General features: G+C 38.1%; 17 protein-coding genes. 9 read left to right on the top strand and 8 right to left on the bottom strand.

Annotated elements, in window-relative coordinates; all coding sequences use genetic code 11:
- The first annotated feature begins 111 nt into the window (after positions 1-111).
- The 5 genes from trpD to trpA are packed head-to-tail and all read left to right on the top strand — an operon-like array spanning position 112 to position 4,452.
- Positions 112-1,131, top strand: a complete 1,020-nt coding sequence (gene trpD / locus O0236_RS00110; RefSeq protein WP_268912724.1) for an anthranilate phosphoribosyltransferase — start codon at positions 112-114, stop codon at positions 1,129-1,131.
- Positions 1,128-1,901, top strand: coding sequence for an indole-3-glycerol phosphate synthase TrpC (gene trpC, locus O0236_RS00115; protein ID WP_268912152.1), 774 nt, complete (start codon positions 1,128-1,130; stop codon positions 1,899-1,901). The genes trpD and trpC overlap by 4 nt, the downstream gene beginning before the upstream one ends.
- A 3-nt stretch (positions 1,902-1,904) precedes the next feature.
- Entirely contained in the window at positions 1,905-2,483 is a 579-nt protein-coding gene (locus O0236_RS00120; RefSeq protein ID WP_268912153.1) for a phosphoribosylanthranilate isomerase, read from the top strand.
- Positions 2,484-3,689: a tryptophan synthase subunit beta gene (gene trpB, locus O0236_RS00125; RefSeq protein WP_268912154.1), complete on the top strand. Its 1,206-nt coding sequence runs from the start codon at positions 2,484-2,486 to the stop codon at positions 3,687-3,689.
- Entirely contained in the window at positions 3,682-4,452 is a 771-nt protein-coding gene (gene trpA / locus O0236_RS00130) for a tryptophan synthase subunit alpha (protein WP_268912155.1), read from the top strand. Before trpB ends, trpA begins: the two co-directional genes overlap by 8 nt.
- 80 nt (positions 4,453-4,532) lie before the next feature.
- Here the strand turns inward: trpA and O0236_RS00135 are convergent, their stop codons facing one another.
- On the bottom strand, positions 4,533-5,186 hold the full coding sequence (locus tag O0236_RS00135) for an NAD(P)-dependent oxidoreductase (protein ID WP_268912156.1): 654 nt from the start codon (positions 5,184-5,186) through the stop codon (positions 4,533-4,535).
- Positions 5,187-5,485: 299 nt separating this feature from the next.
- Between O0236_RS00135 and O0236_RS00140 the strand changes: the two genes are divergently transcribed.
- Both O0236_RS00140 and O0236_RS00145 read left to right on the top strand, forming a co-directional pair.
- On the top strand, positions 5,486-6,889 hold the full coding sequence (locus tag O0236_RS00140) for a sugar porter family MFS transporter (RefSeq protein ID WP_268912157.1): 1,404 nt from the start codon (positions 5,486-5,488) through the stop codon (positions 6,887-6,889).
- 134 nt (positions 6,890-7,023) lie between these two features.
- On the top strand, positions 7,024-7,626 hold the full coding sequence (locus O0236_RS00145; protein ID WP_268912158.1) for a nitroreductase family protein: 603 nt from the start codon (positions 7,024-7,026) through the stop codon (positions 7,624-7,626).
- A gap of 304 nt (positions 7,627-7,930) precedes the next feature.
- Here the strand turns inward: O0236_RS00145 and O0236_RS00150 are convergent, their stop codons facing one another.
- The 3 genes from O0236_RS00150 to O0236_RS00160 all read right to left on the bottom strand — a co-directional run bounded on the left by O0236_RS00150 (position 7,931) and on the right by O0236_RS00160 (position 12,726).
- Positions 7,931-10,195, bottom strand: coding sequence for a glycoside hydrolase family 65 protein (locus tag O0236_RS00150; RefSeq protein WP_268912159.1), 2,265 nt, complete (start codon positions 10,193-10,195; stop codon positions 7,931-7,933).
- A 14-nt stretch (positions 10,196-10,209) separates the two neighbouring features.
- Complete coding sequence (locus O0236_RS00155; protein ID WP_268912160.1) at positions 10,210-11,568, bottom strand: SLC45 family MFS transporter; 1,359 nt, start codon at positions 11,566-11,568, stop codon at positions 10,210-10,212.
- A 186-nt stretch (positions 11,569-11,754) separates the two neighbouring features.
- Positions 11,755-12,726, bottom strand: coding sequence for a LacI family DNA-binding transcriptional regulator (locus O0236_RS00160; RefSeq protein ID WP_268912161.1), 972 nt, complete (start codon positions 12,724-12,726; stop codon positions 11,755-11,757).
- Positions 12,727-12,854: 128 nt separating this feature from the next.
- On the opposite strand from O0236_RS00160, the gene O0236_RS00165 reads away from it, so the two are divergent.
- Positions 12,855-13,406: a hypothetical protein gene (locus tag O0236_RS00165; RefSeq protein WP_268912162.1), complete on the top strand. Its 552-nt coding sequence runs from the start codon at positions 12,855-12,857 to the stop codon at positions 13,404-13,406.
- 61 nt (positions 13,407-13,467) lie between these two features.
- Here the strand turns inward: O0236_RS00165 and O0236_RS00170 are convergent, their stop codons facing one another.
- From O0236_RS00170 to O0236_RS00185, 4 genes are read right to left on the bottom strand one after another with little or no spacing between them, the layout of a single operon-like run.
- Positions 13,468-14,793: a C1 family peptidase gene (locus tag O0236_RS00170; RefSeq protein WP_268912163.1), complete on the bottom strand. Its 1,326-nt coding sequence runs from the start codon at positions 14,791-14,793 to the stop codon at positions 13,468-13,470.
- Between the two features lie 21 nt (positions 14,794-14,814).
- Positions 14,815-15,324: an ECF transporter S component gene (locus tag O0236_RS00175; RefSeq protein ID WP_268912164.1), complete on the bottom strand. Its 510-nt coding sequence runs from the start codon at positions 15,322-15,324 to the stop codon at positions 14,815-14,817.
- A 9-nt stretch (positions 15,325-15,333) separates the two neighbouring features.
- Positions 15,334-15,900, bottom strand: a complete 567-nt coding sequence (locus O0236_RS00180) for a TIGR01440 family protein (RefSeq protein ID WP_268912165.1) — start codon at positions 15,898-15,900, stop codon at positions 15,334-15,336.
- Position 15,901: 1 nt separating this feature from the next.
- Positions 15,902-16,738: a PfkB family carbohydrate kinase gene (locus tag O0236_RS00185; RefSeq protein WP_268912166.1), complete on the bottom strand. Its 837-nt coding sequence runs from the start codon at positions 16,736-16,738 to the stop codon at positions 15,902-15,904.
- A 289-nt stretch (positions 16,739-17,027) separates the two neighbouring features.
- Here O0236_RS00185 and O0236_RS00190 point away from each other — a divergent pair, with 289 nt between their 5' ends.
- Entirely contained in the window at positions 17,028-17,330 is a 303-nt protein-coding gene (locus O0236_RS00190; RefSeq protein ID WP_268912167.1) for a hypothetical protein, read from the top strand.
- Positions 17,331-17,606: the final 276 nt, after the last annotated feature.

The raw sequence follows: 17,606 nt of genomic DNA on the forward strand, positions 1-17,606 counted from the left end.
GATTTTTTGTGTTCTCACTGCGGAGGTCATTCACATGAAACAAAAACCAGGTAAACGATGGCAGATTAATCATTGATAGTTATTACTCAAAATTTTTAGGAGGAAATTATGATGATTAAAGAAGCCATTCAAAAAGTAATTAATCACGAAAATTTAACATTCACTGAAAGTCAGTCAGTTCTTGATGAAATCATGACTGGTAAAACAAGTGAGATTGAAACAGCCAGCATACTAACCGCTCTAGCAAGCAAACATGAAACTATTGATGAAATTGCTGGAGCTGCGCAATCAATGCGTAACCACGCCCTACCTTTTCCTCAGGTTGATAATGTATTAGAAATAGTTGGTACCGGTGGTGACCACGCCAACACATTTAATATATCAACTACCAGTGCCATTCTACTTGCCGCAGCAGGATTCAAAGTTGCAAAACATGGTAATCGTGCCGCCTCTTCCAAAAGCGGGGCCGCAGATGTTTTAGAAGCGCTGGGAATAAATATCAATCAAACTCCAGATGCTTCATACAATACACTTTTAACAACAAATCTGTGTTTTCTATTCGCCCAGGAATACCACAAATCAATGAAATACGTGGCACCAATTAGAAAAGAACTTGGTATTCGCACCATCTTTAACATTCTTGGCCCACTTACCAACCCTGCGAAACCGACGAACCAGCTCCTAGGCGTATCTGATAAAAGTCTAATGGAACCATTGGCACAGGTCCTACCCAAACTTGGAGTTAAACACGCACTAGTAGTTCACGGCGCTGATGGTTTAGATGAAGTTAGTCCAACTGGGACAACATACGTAATCGAAGTCACTAACAACAAATTAAAAGGATTCACTGTATCACCTACTGATTTTGGATTACCAATCGTTGACAAAAAAGAGTTAATAGGTGGGACCCCAGCTGAAAATGCTCAAATCACAGAAGATATTTTCTCAGGTGTTAAGGGACCTACACGGGAAGCTGTCATCATGAATGCTGGAATGGCAATTCACACAGCCAAACCAGAGATTTCTATTGCTGCTGGCATCCAGTTGGCCCAAGAAACCATCGATAGTGGCAAAGCCATTACGAAGCTCAACCAGTTACGTAAGCTTAACAACAAGGATGTGGTGGCATGATATTAGACGACCTTGTATCTGCAACCCGACAAAGAATCACTGATCAGCAAAACAAAGTTTCTCTAGCCGAATTAAAAAACTCCGTTCGTAATAATCACGAAACTAGTACTTTCTACTCAACTTTATCTAAAAATGGGATTCACATTATCGCTGAAGTTAAGCAAGCATCCCCATCGAAAGGCATTATCGCAACTGATTTTCCATATATCCAAATTGCTCAAAATTACCAATCAGCCAACGTTGATGCAATTTCAGTCCTCACGGAACCTAAATATTTTCATGGTCAGCTCACTTATCTCAATGAAATCGCTCATGAAGTAACCGCTCCAATTTTGAGAAAAGACTTCGTAATCAATGAATACATGATTTATGAAGCTAAGGCCAGTGGCGCTAGTATTATCTTGCTGATTACCGCGATTTTAACTAACAAGCAATTAAAAATGTATCGTCAACTTGCTGAATCCTTGGGAATGGATGCGATTGTCGAAGTTCATAGTGCAACCGAAATTAAACGAGCCGTTAATTCTGGTGCGAAAATTATTGGCATTAATAATCGTAATCTGAAAGACTTCACCGTTGATCTAAATAATAGCCTTTCATTAAAGGAATTAGTTCCAAATAATATACTAACGATTTCAGAAAGCGGTATTAAAACCAAGGACGACGTTCACAAACTAAAACATGCTGGTTTTAACGGCATCTTGATTGGCGAAACACTAATGCGAGCCAGTAACAAACGTGAATTGATCAAAGATTTTAAGAAGGTCTGAATTATGACAAAAGTTAAAATTTGTGGCTTAATGACAGGCCCTAATATCGAGGCAGTTAACCAATATAAACCAGATTATGCAGGATTTGTATTTGCCCCAGGTCGCCATCAAATTACATTTCAACAGTCATCACGACTGCGCAAAAAATTAGATCCAGCAATAGAATCTGTAGGCGTATTCGTCAATGAATCAGCTGCAACAATCATTAATTTATTCAAGGCTAAAATAATAACTATTGCCCAGCTACATGGTTATGGTGATCAATCAATGATTTCCAAACTGCAAAGTTCTGGCCTAACAGTAATTAGAGTATTTGTTAATGAACCAATAGACAACTCTCTAACTGCCGATTTTTCCATGATCGATTCAGGAGCCGGCAGTGGTAAATTACTTGATTTAACAACTATTAAGCCTAATCATAAAATTTTTCTGGCCGGTGGATTAACTCCTGAGAATGTTAAATCAGCAATTAACTTAATTCATCCATTTGCAGTTGATGTTTCCAGTGGTGTTGAAACTAATGGCCATAAAGACTTCGAAAAAATAAATAATTTTATTACACAAGCAAAAGGAGCGATTTAAATGCAAGAAATCAAACCAACTAAACCAGGAATTTACGGCCAACAATTCGGTGGCCAGTATATTCCCGAAACATTAATGTCTGAATTAGAAAAAATCAACAAAGCATTCACAGATTTAAAACAAGATGCAAACTTTCAACAAGAATTGCATGACCTACTTGTAAACTATGCTAACCGTCCTTCATTGCTTTACTACGCAAAGAACATGACCGAAGATCTTGGTGGTGCCAAAATTTATCTTAAACGAGAAGATTTGAATCATACTGGTGCTCACAAAATCAACAACGTAATTGGTCAAGCTTTAATGGCCAAACACATTGGCAAAAAGCGCTTGATTGCTGAAACCGGAGCTGGTCAACACGGTGTAGCAACAGCCACTATTGCCGCATTGCTTGGCATGGAATGCGAGATTTTCATGGGAAAAATTGATACTGATCGTCAAAAGCTAAATGTTTATCGTATGGAACTACTAGGTGCAAAAGTCCATGCTGTAACTAGCGGTTCAAAAGTTTTAAAAGATGCAGTTAACGCAACCCTTCAAGAATGGGCCACCCGATGTGACGATACTTTCTATATTATTGGTTCAGCAGTTGGACCTCATCCTTATCCTGAAATGGTCAAATACTTTCAAAGTGTCATTAGTAAGGAATCAAAAGAACAGCTTAAAGCTAAGGAAAATCGTCTTCCCGACGCCGTTGTAGCCTGTGTTGGAGGAGGTAGTAACGCTATTGGTAGTTTTGCGGACTACATTGATAACCCAGAGGTGCAACTGATTGGCGTGGAAGCTGCTGGTAAAGGTGTGGACACAGATCAAACCGCAGCAACAATAGAACGAGGTTCAACCGGAATTTTCCATGGAATGAAATCAAAATTCCTACAGAACTCTGATGGTCAGATTGATGAAGTGTACTCAATTTCCGCAGGTCTTGATTATCCTGGCGTTGGTCCTGAACACGCTGCCCTCGCGGACGAAGGTCGAGCTCAATACGTCGGAATCACTGACGATGAAGCCGTAGATGCCTTCGAATATATTGCAAAAACTGAAGGCATCGTGGCAGCAATCGAAAGTTGTCATGCAGTTGCGTATGTTAAAAAATTAGCTCCCACGATGAATAAAGATCAAATAATCATCTGTACCTTATCTGGAAGAGGAGATAAGGACGTGACCAGCATCGCCAAATACAAAGGAGTTGATATTGATGAGTAACCTGACTAAGATTTTTGAAAATAAAAAAGTTTTTATTCCCTTTGTCGTTGCTAACGATCCTGATTTCGACACCACAGTCGAAAATATCATTACTTTAGCGAAAAACGGCGCAGATATCGTTGAGTTAGGTATTCCCTTCTCTGACCCAGTTGCAGATGGTCCGGTAATTCAATCTGCTGACCTTCGAGCTTTTAAAGCCGGTGTAACCACTGAACGAGTTTTTGAGATTATTTCAGAAGTAAGAAAGCATTCCGATATTCCCCTAGTTCTGCTATCTTATTTAAATATCCCCTTCAAATACGGTTATGAAAAATTCTTAAAACGTTGTGCTGACTTAAATATATCCGGCATCGTTATTCCTGACTTACCATTAGAAAGCCGCGATGAAATCGCGCCGATCGCAAATGATTATGATATTGATATCATTCCATTGATTACCCCAACGTCGGGTCATCGAATAAAAGAAATTGCAGAAGCCGCCTCTGGTTTCATATATGTGGTGTCATCCTTAGGAATCACTGGTCAAAGAGATAATTTTTCTGAGCATCTAGCAGATCTGATAACTAATATTCGAAAATATACTGATGTCCCCACTGCCATTGGATTTGGCATCCATACTCCAAAACAGGCGACATCGATGGCCAAAATCGCTGATGGTGTCATAGTCGGAAGTGCTTTTGTTGACATAATTGGGAAGCAAGGGCGCAATTCAGAAACAGAATTAGCCAATCTTGCCAAAGAAATAGCCACAGCCATTAAATAGAAAAAGCGCAAATAATGTAAAACTTTTACATTATTTGCGCTTTTTATGAAAATGGAATTTTTAAATTTTGTAAATCGATTTTAAATTTCACTAACCACGGTAAATCTTTCATTAATATGTTTAGGATTTTCAATTTCGTCAACAAACACTTTAGCTAATGTCTTGCTGTAAACAATTGATTTGCCATTTTTATTCTTCAACAAATCGTTAGCACCAATAGTATAATCAGTTAATTCGCCGGCCTCGAACGTGCCACTAGGTGACACAGCAAACCAGTTAACTCCATTAGAATGCAGAAGCATCCGATATTCTTCAAATTGTGCCTTTGGGGTGGCAATCCAATCATCAGCATCTGGCATTTCCATTAACCGATCAAGTAATTGTTTGCCGTTACCAATATTCAAACTAGAAGCACCTAGTATAAATCCTAAACGTGGCTTATCGTCTCCCTGCACCATCTTCATTAAATTGGTGGCTAACACAATATGTTTATCCGCAAGATTTTTATCACTTGGCGCAAATGCATCAACTACTACATCAAAATCTTTGATTTCGTCATATGTTAATGTGAAGGCATCTTTTTCAAAGTAATGAATCTGATCGCCAAATTCATCTTCAGCCTTCTTGATATTTCTGACGATTGCCGTCACATCAATTCCACGTTTAACAGCTTCCTCTGTGATGGCACTACCTGCCATTCCTGTTGCACCAATGACTCCAATTTTGATTGTCATAACTTTCCCTCCACAATTTTTTTATCTACATCCCAGTATTCGAGATTTCCCTGTGGTAGTCAAATATCAAGCTTGTTAAATTATGAAGTCTTTGTGTTTTTTCTGAAAACTTTGTGTAAACGCTTGCAATTTTGTAAAAAATTTACTATCGTATAGTACATAAGGAAACCGCTTACATATTTATTGTTTTGTTTCAGTTATCAATCATTTATAAATCTATTTTTTAGCTATATTTTCATTGGTAGCAAAAATCATATGTTAGCTGGTTACCTAACAAAGTTATTTAGGAGGCTTGTTTTATGCAAAGAAAGCATAGTTTAAGTACAGGCGCCATTTTCTTCTTCGGAGCGCTTGGTGGTTTACTTTTTGGATTCGACACAGGTATTATTTCAGGTGCTTCTCCTTTAATTGAAACCAACTTCAGTTTGAGTGTTGCTCAAACTGGATTTATCACTTCATCAGTTTTAATCGGATCATCAGTAGGTGCCCTATCAATTGGACCTCTTTCCGATAAGTTCGGACGGAAAAAGCTATTGATTCTTGCTTCAATTTTATTCCTAGTTGGTTCAGGATTATCAATGGTTGCTGGTGGATTTACATCAATGGTTGTTGCCAGAATTATTCTTGGTTTGGCCGTTGGTGCTGCATCAGCTTTAACTCCAGCATACCTTGCTGAGTTAGCTGATGCTGATCACCGTGGTTCATTAGGAACAATGTTCCAGTTAATGTTAACATTCGGTATCTTAATGGCTTATGTTTCAAACTTAGGATTCTTGGGTCACAACTTACTTGGTGTTCGTGACTGGCGGTGGATGTTAGGATCAGCATTGATCCCAGCCGTTGTGTTATTCATCGGTGCCATCTTATTACCAGAATCTCCTCGTTTCCTTGCTGAAAAAGGTGAGATTGACGAAGCCAGAGAAACTCTTCACGTCCTTCGTAAAAACATTCCCGATGCAGATCCTGATAAGGAATTAGATGAAATTATCGAAGTTTCAAAACAACCTAAGGGTGGAATCAAAGAGTTATTCACATTTGCTCGTCCAGCCGTTATCGTTGCCGTCGGAATTATGTTCCTACAACAACTTGTTGGTATCAACTCAGTTATTTACTTCTTACCACAAGTATTTATCAAAGCATTCGATTTCCCTGAAAGCAATGCCATTTGGATTTCAGTATTTATTGGAGTTGTTAACTTCATTTGTACTATTATCGCTTACAAGATCATGGATCGTTTCGACCGTAAAAAGATTCTTGAATTTGGTTCAATCGTTATGGCAATTTCAATTGGTATCTTATCAGTTATCAACTTCACAATGCCTGTAACTGTAACTGCTATTCCAACAATCATCTTAATTGCCATTTACATCTTTGGATTCGCAGTTTCATGGGGACCAATTGCTTGGGTTCTTATCGGTGAAGTCTTCCCACTAAACGTTCGTGGTATTGGTTCATCAATTGGATCAGCCGCAAACTGGATTGGTAACTTTATCGTTTCTCAATTCTTCTTAACTCTATTAGCATCATTCCATAACAACATTGGTGGTCCATTCGCCGTATTTACTGTATTCGCTGTCTTATCATACTTCTTCGTTAAATACTACGTTCCAGAAACTCGTGGTAAATCACTTGAAGACATTGAAATGCAATTACGTCACGATCACGATGTCAAAGAAGCCAAAAAAGCTGAAGAATCTAAATAAAATTAAAAAAGTATGCAGCTCAACTGCCGCATACTTTTTATTTTACAATTTATGCTTTACTTACTAAAAGTAATCAGTATAATGAAATTATAGATTAAATTTTAACTCAAAAAACAAAGTGAGGTATTCAACACATGAAGGAACAATTTTTAGACTTATCAAAAAACCGTCGATCAATCTACGCCTTAGGACGTAACGTTAGTCAAACACCTGATGAAATCGTTAACCTAATTGAAGAAAACATTAAGTGGGCACCAACTGCATTTAATAATCAAACTACTCGTGCCATCATCTTATTCGGTGAGAATCACGAAAAGCTTTGGGATATCGTGGCTGATAGACTTAAATCAGAAGTTCCTAGTGAAGAAGCCTACCAAAAGACTTTGCAAAAATTAAACAGCTTTAAGGCTGCCTTTGGATCTGTATTATTCTTCACTGACACAAACGTTGTTCATGAATTTGAAAACAACTTTGCTCTATATGCTGATAACTTTGCTGACTGGGCTGAGCAAGCTCAAGGTAACGCTCAATTCTCAGTTTGGACTTCATTGGCTGAAAATGGAATTGGTGCTAACCTTCAACATTACAACCCACTAATTGATGATCTCGTAAAAGATGCATTTAATGTTCCTGATGGCTGGCGTCTCCGTGCTCAATTGAACTTTGGTTCTATCGAAGCACCCGCCGGCGAAAAGGAATTCATGAATGATGCAGATCGTTTCAGAGTACTGAAGTAATTAATAAATTCAAAAGCCGTCATTAAAAAAGCCACTCGCAATCGTATGTGATTGTGAGCGGCTTTTAATAATTCTTAGATGCAATGTAAGTTTTCTTATCAACGTTTACAGCGATTGTTTCATGTGTAACACATATTTATATCTACTATGTTTGACAGCTAAAAAACAGCTTCATAGCTGGATAAAGAGACCCTTCAGGAGTTACTTTAATCCAGCGTTAATAGCCATTTGCATTCTTTCAAGACATTAAAAAATCACTATGGACAGTTTATCCATAGTGATTTTTTTTGCGTCAATAATTAAATTATTTGGTTAATTCGACATTCTTACCTGCAACGTCAATCGTAATTGGTTCGCCATCGATCAATTTAAAGTTAGCACCAGATTCATCAACAGTGACCTCAATAACTCGATTTCTGAATACTTGACGGAATGAGTAGTGATTCCATTTCTTTGGTAGGAATGGTGCAAAATGAAGCTTGCCATCACGAACTCTCATACCAGCGAACCCTTGAACAACTGCAATCCATCCACCAGTCATAGCAGTAACATGTAATCCATCCACTGTGTCGTTATTGTAGTTATCTAGATCCAAACGAGCGGTTCTTTCATATAATTCAACAGCTTTATCTTCGTAATGCAAGTCAGAAGCCAATACTGAATGAATTGCAGCCGACAAACTTGATTCATGAACCGTAAGTGGTTCATAGAAGTCGAAGTTAGCCTTCTTTTGTTCAGGAGTATAGTCATCAATAAAGTCCCAGATTCCTTGAAGGACATCCCCTTGCTTAATATATGGTGACCGCAGAATCTTGTCCCATGACCACTTCTGGTTCAATGGTAAATCATCTTCTCCTAGAGAACTTACTGGCTTGATATCTTTATCTAAGAAGCCATCATGTTGAACAAAGATATTAAGATCCTTGTCGTAAGGAAGATACATCCGATCAACAATATCTTGCCACTTCTGTTTATCAGCATCTGTAATGTCCAGCTTAGATTGCCATTCTGGAGAAACATTATCAAGAATAGATAAGGTGTATTTTAATGTCCATTGAGCAAGAATATTCGTGTACCAGTTGTTATCAACGTTGTTTTCGTATTCATCAGGGCCAGTAACTCCATGAATCATGTACTTTTGTTTACGTTCGCTAAAGTGAACTCGATCAGCCCAGAACTTAGAAATTTCAACTAGGACCTTAGCTCCTTCATTTTGAACGTATGATTCGTCATCGGTGTAACGAGTGTAGTTATAAATTGCGAAGGCGATGTCACCATTTCGGTGGATTTCCTCAAACGTAATTTCCCACTCGTTATGACATTCAATACCATCAAAGGTAACCATTGGGAACAATGCACCCTTTAGCCCTTGTTGCTTAGCATTATGGTAAGCTCCATCCAATTGCTTGTAACGATACATCAATAGATTCCTGGTAACTTGAGGATTAGTAATCCCTAAGTAAACTGGTACCGCAAAAGCTTCGGTATCCCAATAAGTTGCTCCACCGTACTTTTCACCAGTGAACCCTTTAGGACCAATATTAAGGCGGGCATCCTCACCATAGTAAGTTGAGAATAGTTCAAACAGATTGAAACGAATTCCTTGTTGAGCTTCGTCATCGCCACTAATTTGAATATCCGACTTCTCCCAACGATCAGCCCAAATATCTGCGTGAGCGGTAAATAATTCAGCATAACTTTCACCAGCTACTTTGTCACTTAGTTTGTGCATTGCATCAGTTAGCTTAGCTTCAGTGTCATAGTCTCTTGATGTAACAACGATTACTCGTTTTTCGAGTTGAGTTAGCTCCCCTACCTTTAAGGTAGTAGCAAATTCATTAACAACTTCCTTATCGTTAGGTTGGCTAACTTGTTGTGAACTCATATCAGTTACATGACGCATCTCCATGCCGACAGTAAAGCGTGGTGTGCCAAATGGATTATCAACAGTTCTAGTAACTACGTCACCTGTGTCAGTTCCTTGGTCAGTATTCAATACCTCCCAGAACCGTTCATCATAGTTAGCATCTTCATTTTCAACATCGGCGTCGATGGCTGAATCGATGATTACTTCCACATTACTATTACCAACGTTTTTTGCAGTCACTCTTTGAACTGATAGTTCTTGTTGAGCAACACTCAAGAATCGTTCAAACGTTAGTTGGACTTCAGCGTCACCCTTAGTAACGATAAATGAACGGGTTAATAATGATTGTTTCATATCAAGGTTCAAAGTGAAGTCAGAAATTTGATCCTTAGCTAAATCCACTACCTCACCATTGATCTTAATGTGCATCTTGATAAAGTTTGTTGCGTTAACAACTTTACCAAAATATTCTGGATAACCATTTTTCCACCAACCAACACGAGTCTTATCTGGGTACCAAACCCCTCCCAAATAGATTCCTGCTAAAGTATCGCCTGAGTAATCTTCTTCAAAGAAACCACGCATGCCCATGTATCCATTACCGAGACTAGTCATGGATTCTTGAAGTCGTTTGTTTTCTGATTCGGTTTTAAATGTATGTGTAACCACATTCCATGGTTGCACATCGAAGGTTCTCTTCATATTTAATATCCTCTCTATTCCTTATAAGTTTCCTTAATAAATCCAACGGATAAGGCACCAAGGGCCATGATGATCCCTGCAAGAATGAACATGTTTTCTTGAAGTCCGCCTAATAGTGGGAATAATGCAAAACTAGCAAGTGATGCAACGATTTGTGGTAAACAAATTGAACCGTTAAATAGTCCAAGGTATGTTCCCATATGTTCACCATTTAATGCGTTAGTAATCATTGTTAATGGGTAAGTGTTCATTGATGCCCATGCCATACCAACGAAGATGTATGAAACAACCAATAAACTTTGTGAGTGAACAAAGAAGACTGAGATAAAACCAACTGCACCAATTGCTAAACTAAGTGAGTAACCTAGTTTGTGATGATTATTTGGTAATTTAGCTAATACATATGACCAAACAACAGCTGCGATTGATTGAACTGCAGCTAAAACTCCATACCAGTTACCAGCAGCCTGATAGCCTGCTGAAGCAGCATTGGTTGTGTTCCAAACATTATGAGCAATGGCACCTGCTGAGTAAGTCCAGAGGTATTGGAATGCGATCCAGCAGAAGAACTGAACAAGTGAAACTGTCCAGAATACTTTAGGAGCTTTTTTCAACAATGCAAACCAGTTACCACCAGTTGAATTAGCATCTTCTGAGATTCCATGATACTTAGCATATGTTTGTGGATCATATTCATGAACTCTTAAAATTGTAAACAAACTAGTAATTAATAGCAATGCAGCACCAACGTAGAATGAAACAACAACTGATTGTGGAACCACACCTTTTTTAGCAGTGTTAGCAATACCCATAGCAGTAAAGAGGAATGGGAAGATGGCTGCCAAAACAGCACCACCATTTGATAAGAAACTTTGAATTCCGTAGGCATAACTCTTTTGGTCATCATTTACCATATCACCAACCATCATCTTAAATGGTTGCATAGCGATATTTGATGAAACATCCAAAAGAGCCACTGTAACTGCTCCGAAGACTAATGCAGTGATTGATGCATAACCGAAACCAAAACTACCTGAATTAGGAAGTAAACACATAACAATAATTGCAATTAATGTTCCTAATGCCAAGTATGGTAGTCTCCGGCCACCTAATTTAGGTGCCCAGGTTCTATCTGAATAATAACCAATAATTGGTTGAACAATTAATCCTGCAAGAGGTGGCAAGATAAAGAACCAACCCAAGTTATTGGGATCTGCCCCGATTGTTTGAAATATTCGGCTCATTTGTGAGCTTTGCAACGTGAATGCCATCTGAACCCCTAAAAATCCAAAATTGATCATCCAGATTGTGCTGGCTGGTAACTTCGGCAGTCCATGTGTCTTAGCAGTAGTTGCGGTGCCTTTTTCATCCATAAAATTCCCCTCCAATTTACTTTTTCTATGTTACGAGGTCATTATCACATGCACTAGATTTTTTTGCAAACGCTTGCATAACGTTTTTGGTCTAAACCGGTCTTCCAAACCCACGTCGCGCCATTGATAGCGGTTACAAGAAAATAAATAAAAAAAGTTTCCAAAATATCTTGGAAACTCTTAAACTTAAATTTTATGTGGAATAATTTGGTAACGTTGTTCACCAAATAATGGTTCATGATCATTTTTAACTAACAAATCAACTGCTGCTCCACCCATTTCTTCTGGAAATAAGTTAACTGAATGGAAATGGACATTAACCAGTTCCTTAGGTAATGAAGCGTTAAAACCAATAATCTCAACATGTTGGTCGACGTCTGGGTAGACTAGATTATATTGTTTATAAAATTGCAGTCCAATGTAATCGTCGGTAGCAACTACCCCATCGATTTCAGGATGATTCTTAATAAAGTCATTGATTGCACCCGGTTCATCCTCAGAAATAGAGACTACCAAAGGTTTGATGCCTTGTTTGTCCAACAATTCTAAGTATCCAGTCCGCCGATCCTCTTCATAAGGCCATCCAAATGTAGATTCAATAAAAACGGGATGTTTAATATTTAAATTATTAATCAAATACTTAGTGGCATCCATTCCGGCTTGACGATTATCATTATCAACGTATAACCAGTCATTGCCGTGTGTAGGCTTACCAATAGTCACGTAATCCACTGGAGATTGATCAATTAAATCAATCACTGGATCACCGGCATGTGAATAGAAAATAATAAATCGTTTGATTTTGCCTCGACTGATCATCGATTTAACACTTTCCATAACTGCGTCAGATGTATCACCAACGGCAACAGATAGCACAAAATTATTTTCATTTAGTCGTTTACTAATTCCTCGCAGTAACTCGACATAAAAAATATTATCAATGACTCGACCATTAACAGGAAAGACGACACCGATTGCATTGGATTCTTGCAGAGTCAAATTACGAGCGTTATAGTTTGGTTCATAGCCAACTTTGTCCGCATATTCACGCACGATTCTTCTAGTCTTTACACTGATTCTTGGATTGTTATTTAGCGCCCGGGAAACTGTAGAGACCGATAGTCCCAGTTTGTTAGCGATATCTCGAATCGTTACCAACTCTATTTCCTCCCAATTAATTATTTTTCAAAAAGATTAAATATTGGTATCTTTAGTTAATAAATAGCTATTCTACTAGATTTTGCGCTGTTTATGTGATAATTTCAACTCATGAGGTGATAATAATTATGAAATCAAGAAAACCATTGGGATTATTATTCGCAGTTTTCACTGCATTCGTCCTGATTTTAGCTGGATGTCAAAAGAATAATAGTTCTGCCACGAATAATGATGATAGTAAAGCAAGTATGCAAAACCCTACTGAAAAACAAACCGCTAAGCAAGCATTGAACTCAGTGGATAATCTTTGGTATATGAACGGTAAGATTAATTATAATAGTAAGTCAGGAATTGACGCTTATCATTTTAATTCTAAAAACAATACCGTTACCATCTATAGTGTTTCAAAAGTTTATAAGAATATGGAACAAGCCAAAAAGGCTAACGATTTGAATAAACAAGGTACCTTAAAGTACACCTTTAGCAACAAATCAGCTGACAATCCTGTCATTCATATGAAGGGTAAATTAGCCGGCATCCCAATGGAACAAACTGTTTCAGTTCATTCAAAAGTCTCTGGCAAGTACAATAAGACTAACGTCAAAGTTACTGGTTACAAAGTGGTCCGAGACCTTGACGAAGATAAGACTTCCCAAGTGTTAGTAACTCCACAACAATAATCTAAATTAAACAAAAAGCCGAATCGTAATATTTTTACGATTCGGCTTTTTGTATGCATCTTTATGTTAATGAATCCCATGTAGGTAGCTCAATTGGTGCAGTGCCCAATAATTGTCGTTGCTCATCGGTAATAAATTCTTTACGGACAACAACTTCATATACGTAATCTTCCATCCAATTATCGTTCATTGTGAAATACCCTTGAACACCATTTTGGTCTCCCCAAGAATTCTCAACTTTCCACTTAACTGGTGCGTCATCATCATCCAAATCAACACCTACTAGTGTCATGGCATGAGAAACATTGGCTTGATGATATTTCAATCTCTCAGCCTTAGACATTTTTAGATCCACATCAAATAATTCTGAGTACCGATATAACTGACTATCTAAATATCCTTGCTTGCGATCCATTTGTTCAAGGACATCATTACCAAACCACACCGTCTCGCCAGATTTCAACTGAGCAACCGCAGATTGTTTTAAATAGTTCATCTCAACATTCAAGAATTCAATGGGCGTACCTCCGACCACATTTTGTGACGATGGCAAAGAATAAAGTCGATTAAATTCTTTATCAGGAGAGTTAGTCAACACCACATAATCGTCAAAATCTGTCTTAAAGTTCTGTTGCAAAAATTGTTGCGGTGTAATGTCTTTGATCTTGTGATACTGCTTATCATCATCCCGATAAGCAAAATTAATCTCAGTTGGTGGAACTCCAAGTGAGTATGTGACGATTTTATACACTTCAGATAACATCTGAGATCTAGCTTCTGTAATCTCTTCATCGCTACTGCCATCATTGACCATTCGTCTTAAAAGCATGCCATCTTTACGGAGCTTTTGGTTTAACACTGTTTTTAATGCACCCGTATTTTCAACGTTTTGTGTGTCAGGATATTGAGATGCTGGCATGACACCATACTTTTCAATTAGTGACACCGCCATTGCCCACTGACCACCATCGCTACCAGGACCGCTCAAATAGTACTCAACATCACGATCATCAGCAGGCCGATTAGCTAGCGCAATCATTCGGTCATAATAAATATTTGCTCGTTCAATTTTATCCCAGAAGAATAAATATTTTTCTGACAACTCGAAATCCTTAATATTATTCGCCTTTGCGAATTGGTGACGGAGAGTATTGAGCAGCGAAAATAACCAACAGCGACCACTTTGTCTTTGATTAGTCACTGTACCTGTTGGTAAATCAATCGAAAATACTGGTGTTAACCGAACCGTAGCATCTGGATCTTTGGCAGCTTGATTAATCCCATTTTGAGTGATGATTCTGGTCATTAAGTCGCTATTAGGCTGGCTAACATAATTCTGTCTTAATGATGAAATCTGTTCTTCAGTTAATTTATTGTTAATTGTCATAAATTTACTCCTTATTGTTATTTAAATTCGTCGTTTAATCATTGGATAGATCAGAACTGTAACAACCATTCCAATAACTCCTTGAATAATATTCATTGGTATCCCAATAATTCCAGCAGCGGTGTTGTATAGCATCATATCGCTTAAGAAGTATCCACCAACCATTACTAAAGTTCCTAGAGTCATAGCCATAATTCTTACCCACCAATGATTGGAATCGCGATTAGCCCACAATCCCACTATCAATCCTTCTAAACCGTGCACAACCAAAGAAAATAGCATGTATTGCCCATAGCCAGCTAAAAGGTCAAGTAAAAAGCCAGTGATTCCTCCCACTAGACCACCTAATTTAGGTCCTAATAAGAATGCTGCAACAAAAATACCTGCGTCACAAAGATTTATGTACCCATGAGTTAACGGAATTGGAATAATAAACACGCGACTAACGACGACAGTGACAGCGACTAATACTGATGCCAAGGCCATACTTTTAATTTGATTTCTAGATTGTGTCACATTATTTTTCTCCATTAATTAGCCCTACTCCAATAAATTATTCTTTGTGAATTCATACTGCGACCGAGATCCACCAACCAATTTTGGTCGCGATTTAAGACAAGTAATAATGGCATCCCCCACTTGACGTTGATTAGTTCGCACAGGAATCTGAACAAATTTGACGTGCATTCCGATTTCAGTGCCACCAATATCAATTCCTCCAAAAGCTTGAATATGCTCTACCTCAACTGGATCACTCATTGCCTGGTAAGCCGCCACTTGGGTGCCACCACCTGCGTGCATTGCAGGAACAACGGCCACTTCTTCATAGCCAAAATGCTCTGCAATGGACCTTTCCATTAACATTGAACGATTAATGTGCTCACATCCTTGAATGGCGACAGCAATTCCTCTCGGTTGTAAAAATTTCATCACCGTTTCATAAACGGTTTGGCCAACTTCTAGACTTGAGCCAGTCCCCTTCCACACCCCTCTGATTTCGCTGGTGCTGCATCCAACAACAAACAAACTATTTTTAGGATAAGTAACTTCTACAAAATACTCTGAGAGCACTGCATTTAAATCATTTTCGATGGTTTCAAGATTCATGCTACAACTCACCCTTCTGTTTTCTATATTCGATAATTGATTGCATCACGGTCGATAAACTCATACCAAATTTACGTAGTTCTAACGGTTGCTTAGATGTTTCCTGAACTGCTTGATATGTACCATGTTGGCTGAGTCTTACCGCTTCTTTAAATGTTGCTCCTACCTGCAGGTATCCAGTCATTAACGCCGCAAACAAATCACCAGTGCCATAAAAATGACCATTGATTTGATTGTCACCGACCCACTGCAATTGACCATCATCTAAATAAGCCACACCAATTTTTTTATTTTTGATTACTCCTGTAACGAGCACTCGCGTTTGGGGATTCAGTACGCGACTCACTTTTTGAATCGCTACTTGAGTATCGTCAACTGACTCTCCTAATAGCATGGAAAGTTCAAATAGATTAGGCGTAATAATATCAGCTCTTTTAACTAACTGCGCGATTGTCATCACATATTCTTGAGAAATTTCTGGATAAAAATCCCCCTGATCACCCATCACAGGATCAACGATTAACTGATTGATTTTATGACCTATCACGAATTTATTGATTGTTTTAATTGTCTGCATATCACCAATGTATCCAATTAATCCCGCTGAAAAATTAGTTAAGCCAGCAGATTCCCAATGCCTGATTGCACCTTGTTGCCAGGAATCAATGCCCAATACTGTTGGCTTACCAAATCCTTCTGTTTGCGTTGATAACAATTGTGATGGCAATGCAGCGATAGGTAAATCAAACGCAGCCATTATTGCTTGAACTATTGGTAATGAGATTCTGCCAACAGCTGAGTAGTCTTCAGAAATAAAAATTGGTTCGTGCTTTTTCAATTAAATAACCTCAAGTATTGATTTTCACATCGTTTTTTAATGTTCTTGAGAAAATTATAACAGCTATCATGGATAAGGCAACGGTCCATTCAGAATTCAAGCAAGCCTTATCATCTAATTAATAACATGAATCAATAGCTACAATATCAATTTTGATAGCTTTTCCATTGATTTATTTTCCATTCATGGGAAAATATTAGTTAGAAGTTAGATTGCTTGAAATGGAGTGAGGCCTATCAATAAAACGAAATTATTTATCAAATATTGTGCCTTCACTACCCAACTCATTTTGGGGATTGTTGTAATAATCATTGGATTCATAAATCTTAATAGTTCTCAAGAAATTGCTACTGGTGGTTATCCATTATATTCATGGCTTGTCTCTGGAATTGCGGAAATTCTAATGGGAATTACTCTGCTATTCAAAGGAACAAGATGGAGTACATTCACTCTGGGACTAATTGCAGTCCTGAATCTAATAACTTACAACTACACGATGAGAACTGATCTGGCTGTCTGGGTAACTACTTTCACTATTATCAACGTCTTGGCCATGTTTGCTAAATTCATTATTGGTGGACGAGAAGTGTAATAGTTAACGAATTCAAAATTATTTTTTTAAAATAGTTGACATTTCCTTTAAATGAGATTATCTTTAATTAAAATTTAATTTACTAACGACTAAAGAGAAGAGTAGCCGTCACGAACATTTACAGAAAGTCCCCACTGTTGAGAACGGACATTGTGACCTCGGTGAACATGAACTCTGAAAGTAATTAATTTGTTAACGCAGATTAATCGGTAGGAACCGTTACTTTCCCGGGTATCAATTGGTACCGATGAGGCAGAGCTTGTGAGAACTCTGTGA

Origin of the sequence: Lentilactobacillus sp. SPB1-3, from assembly GCF_026913205.2 — a bacterium.
GTDB classification, from domain to species: Bacteria; Bacillota; Bacilli; order Lactobacillales; family Lactobacillaceae; genus Lentilactobacillus; species Lentilactobacillus terminaliae.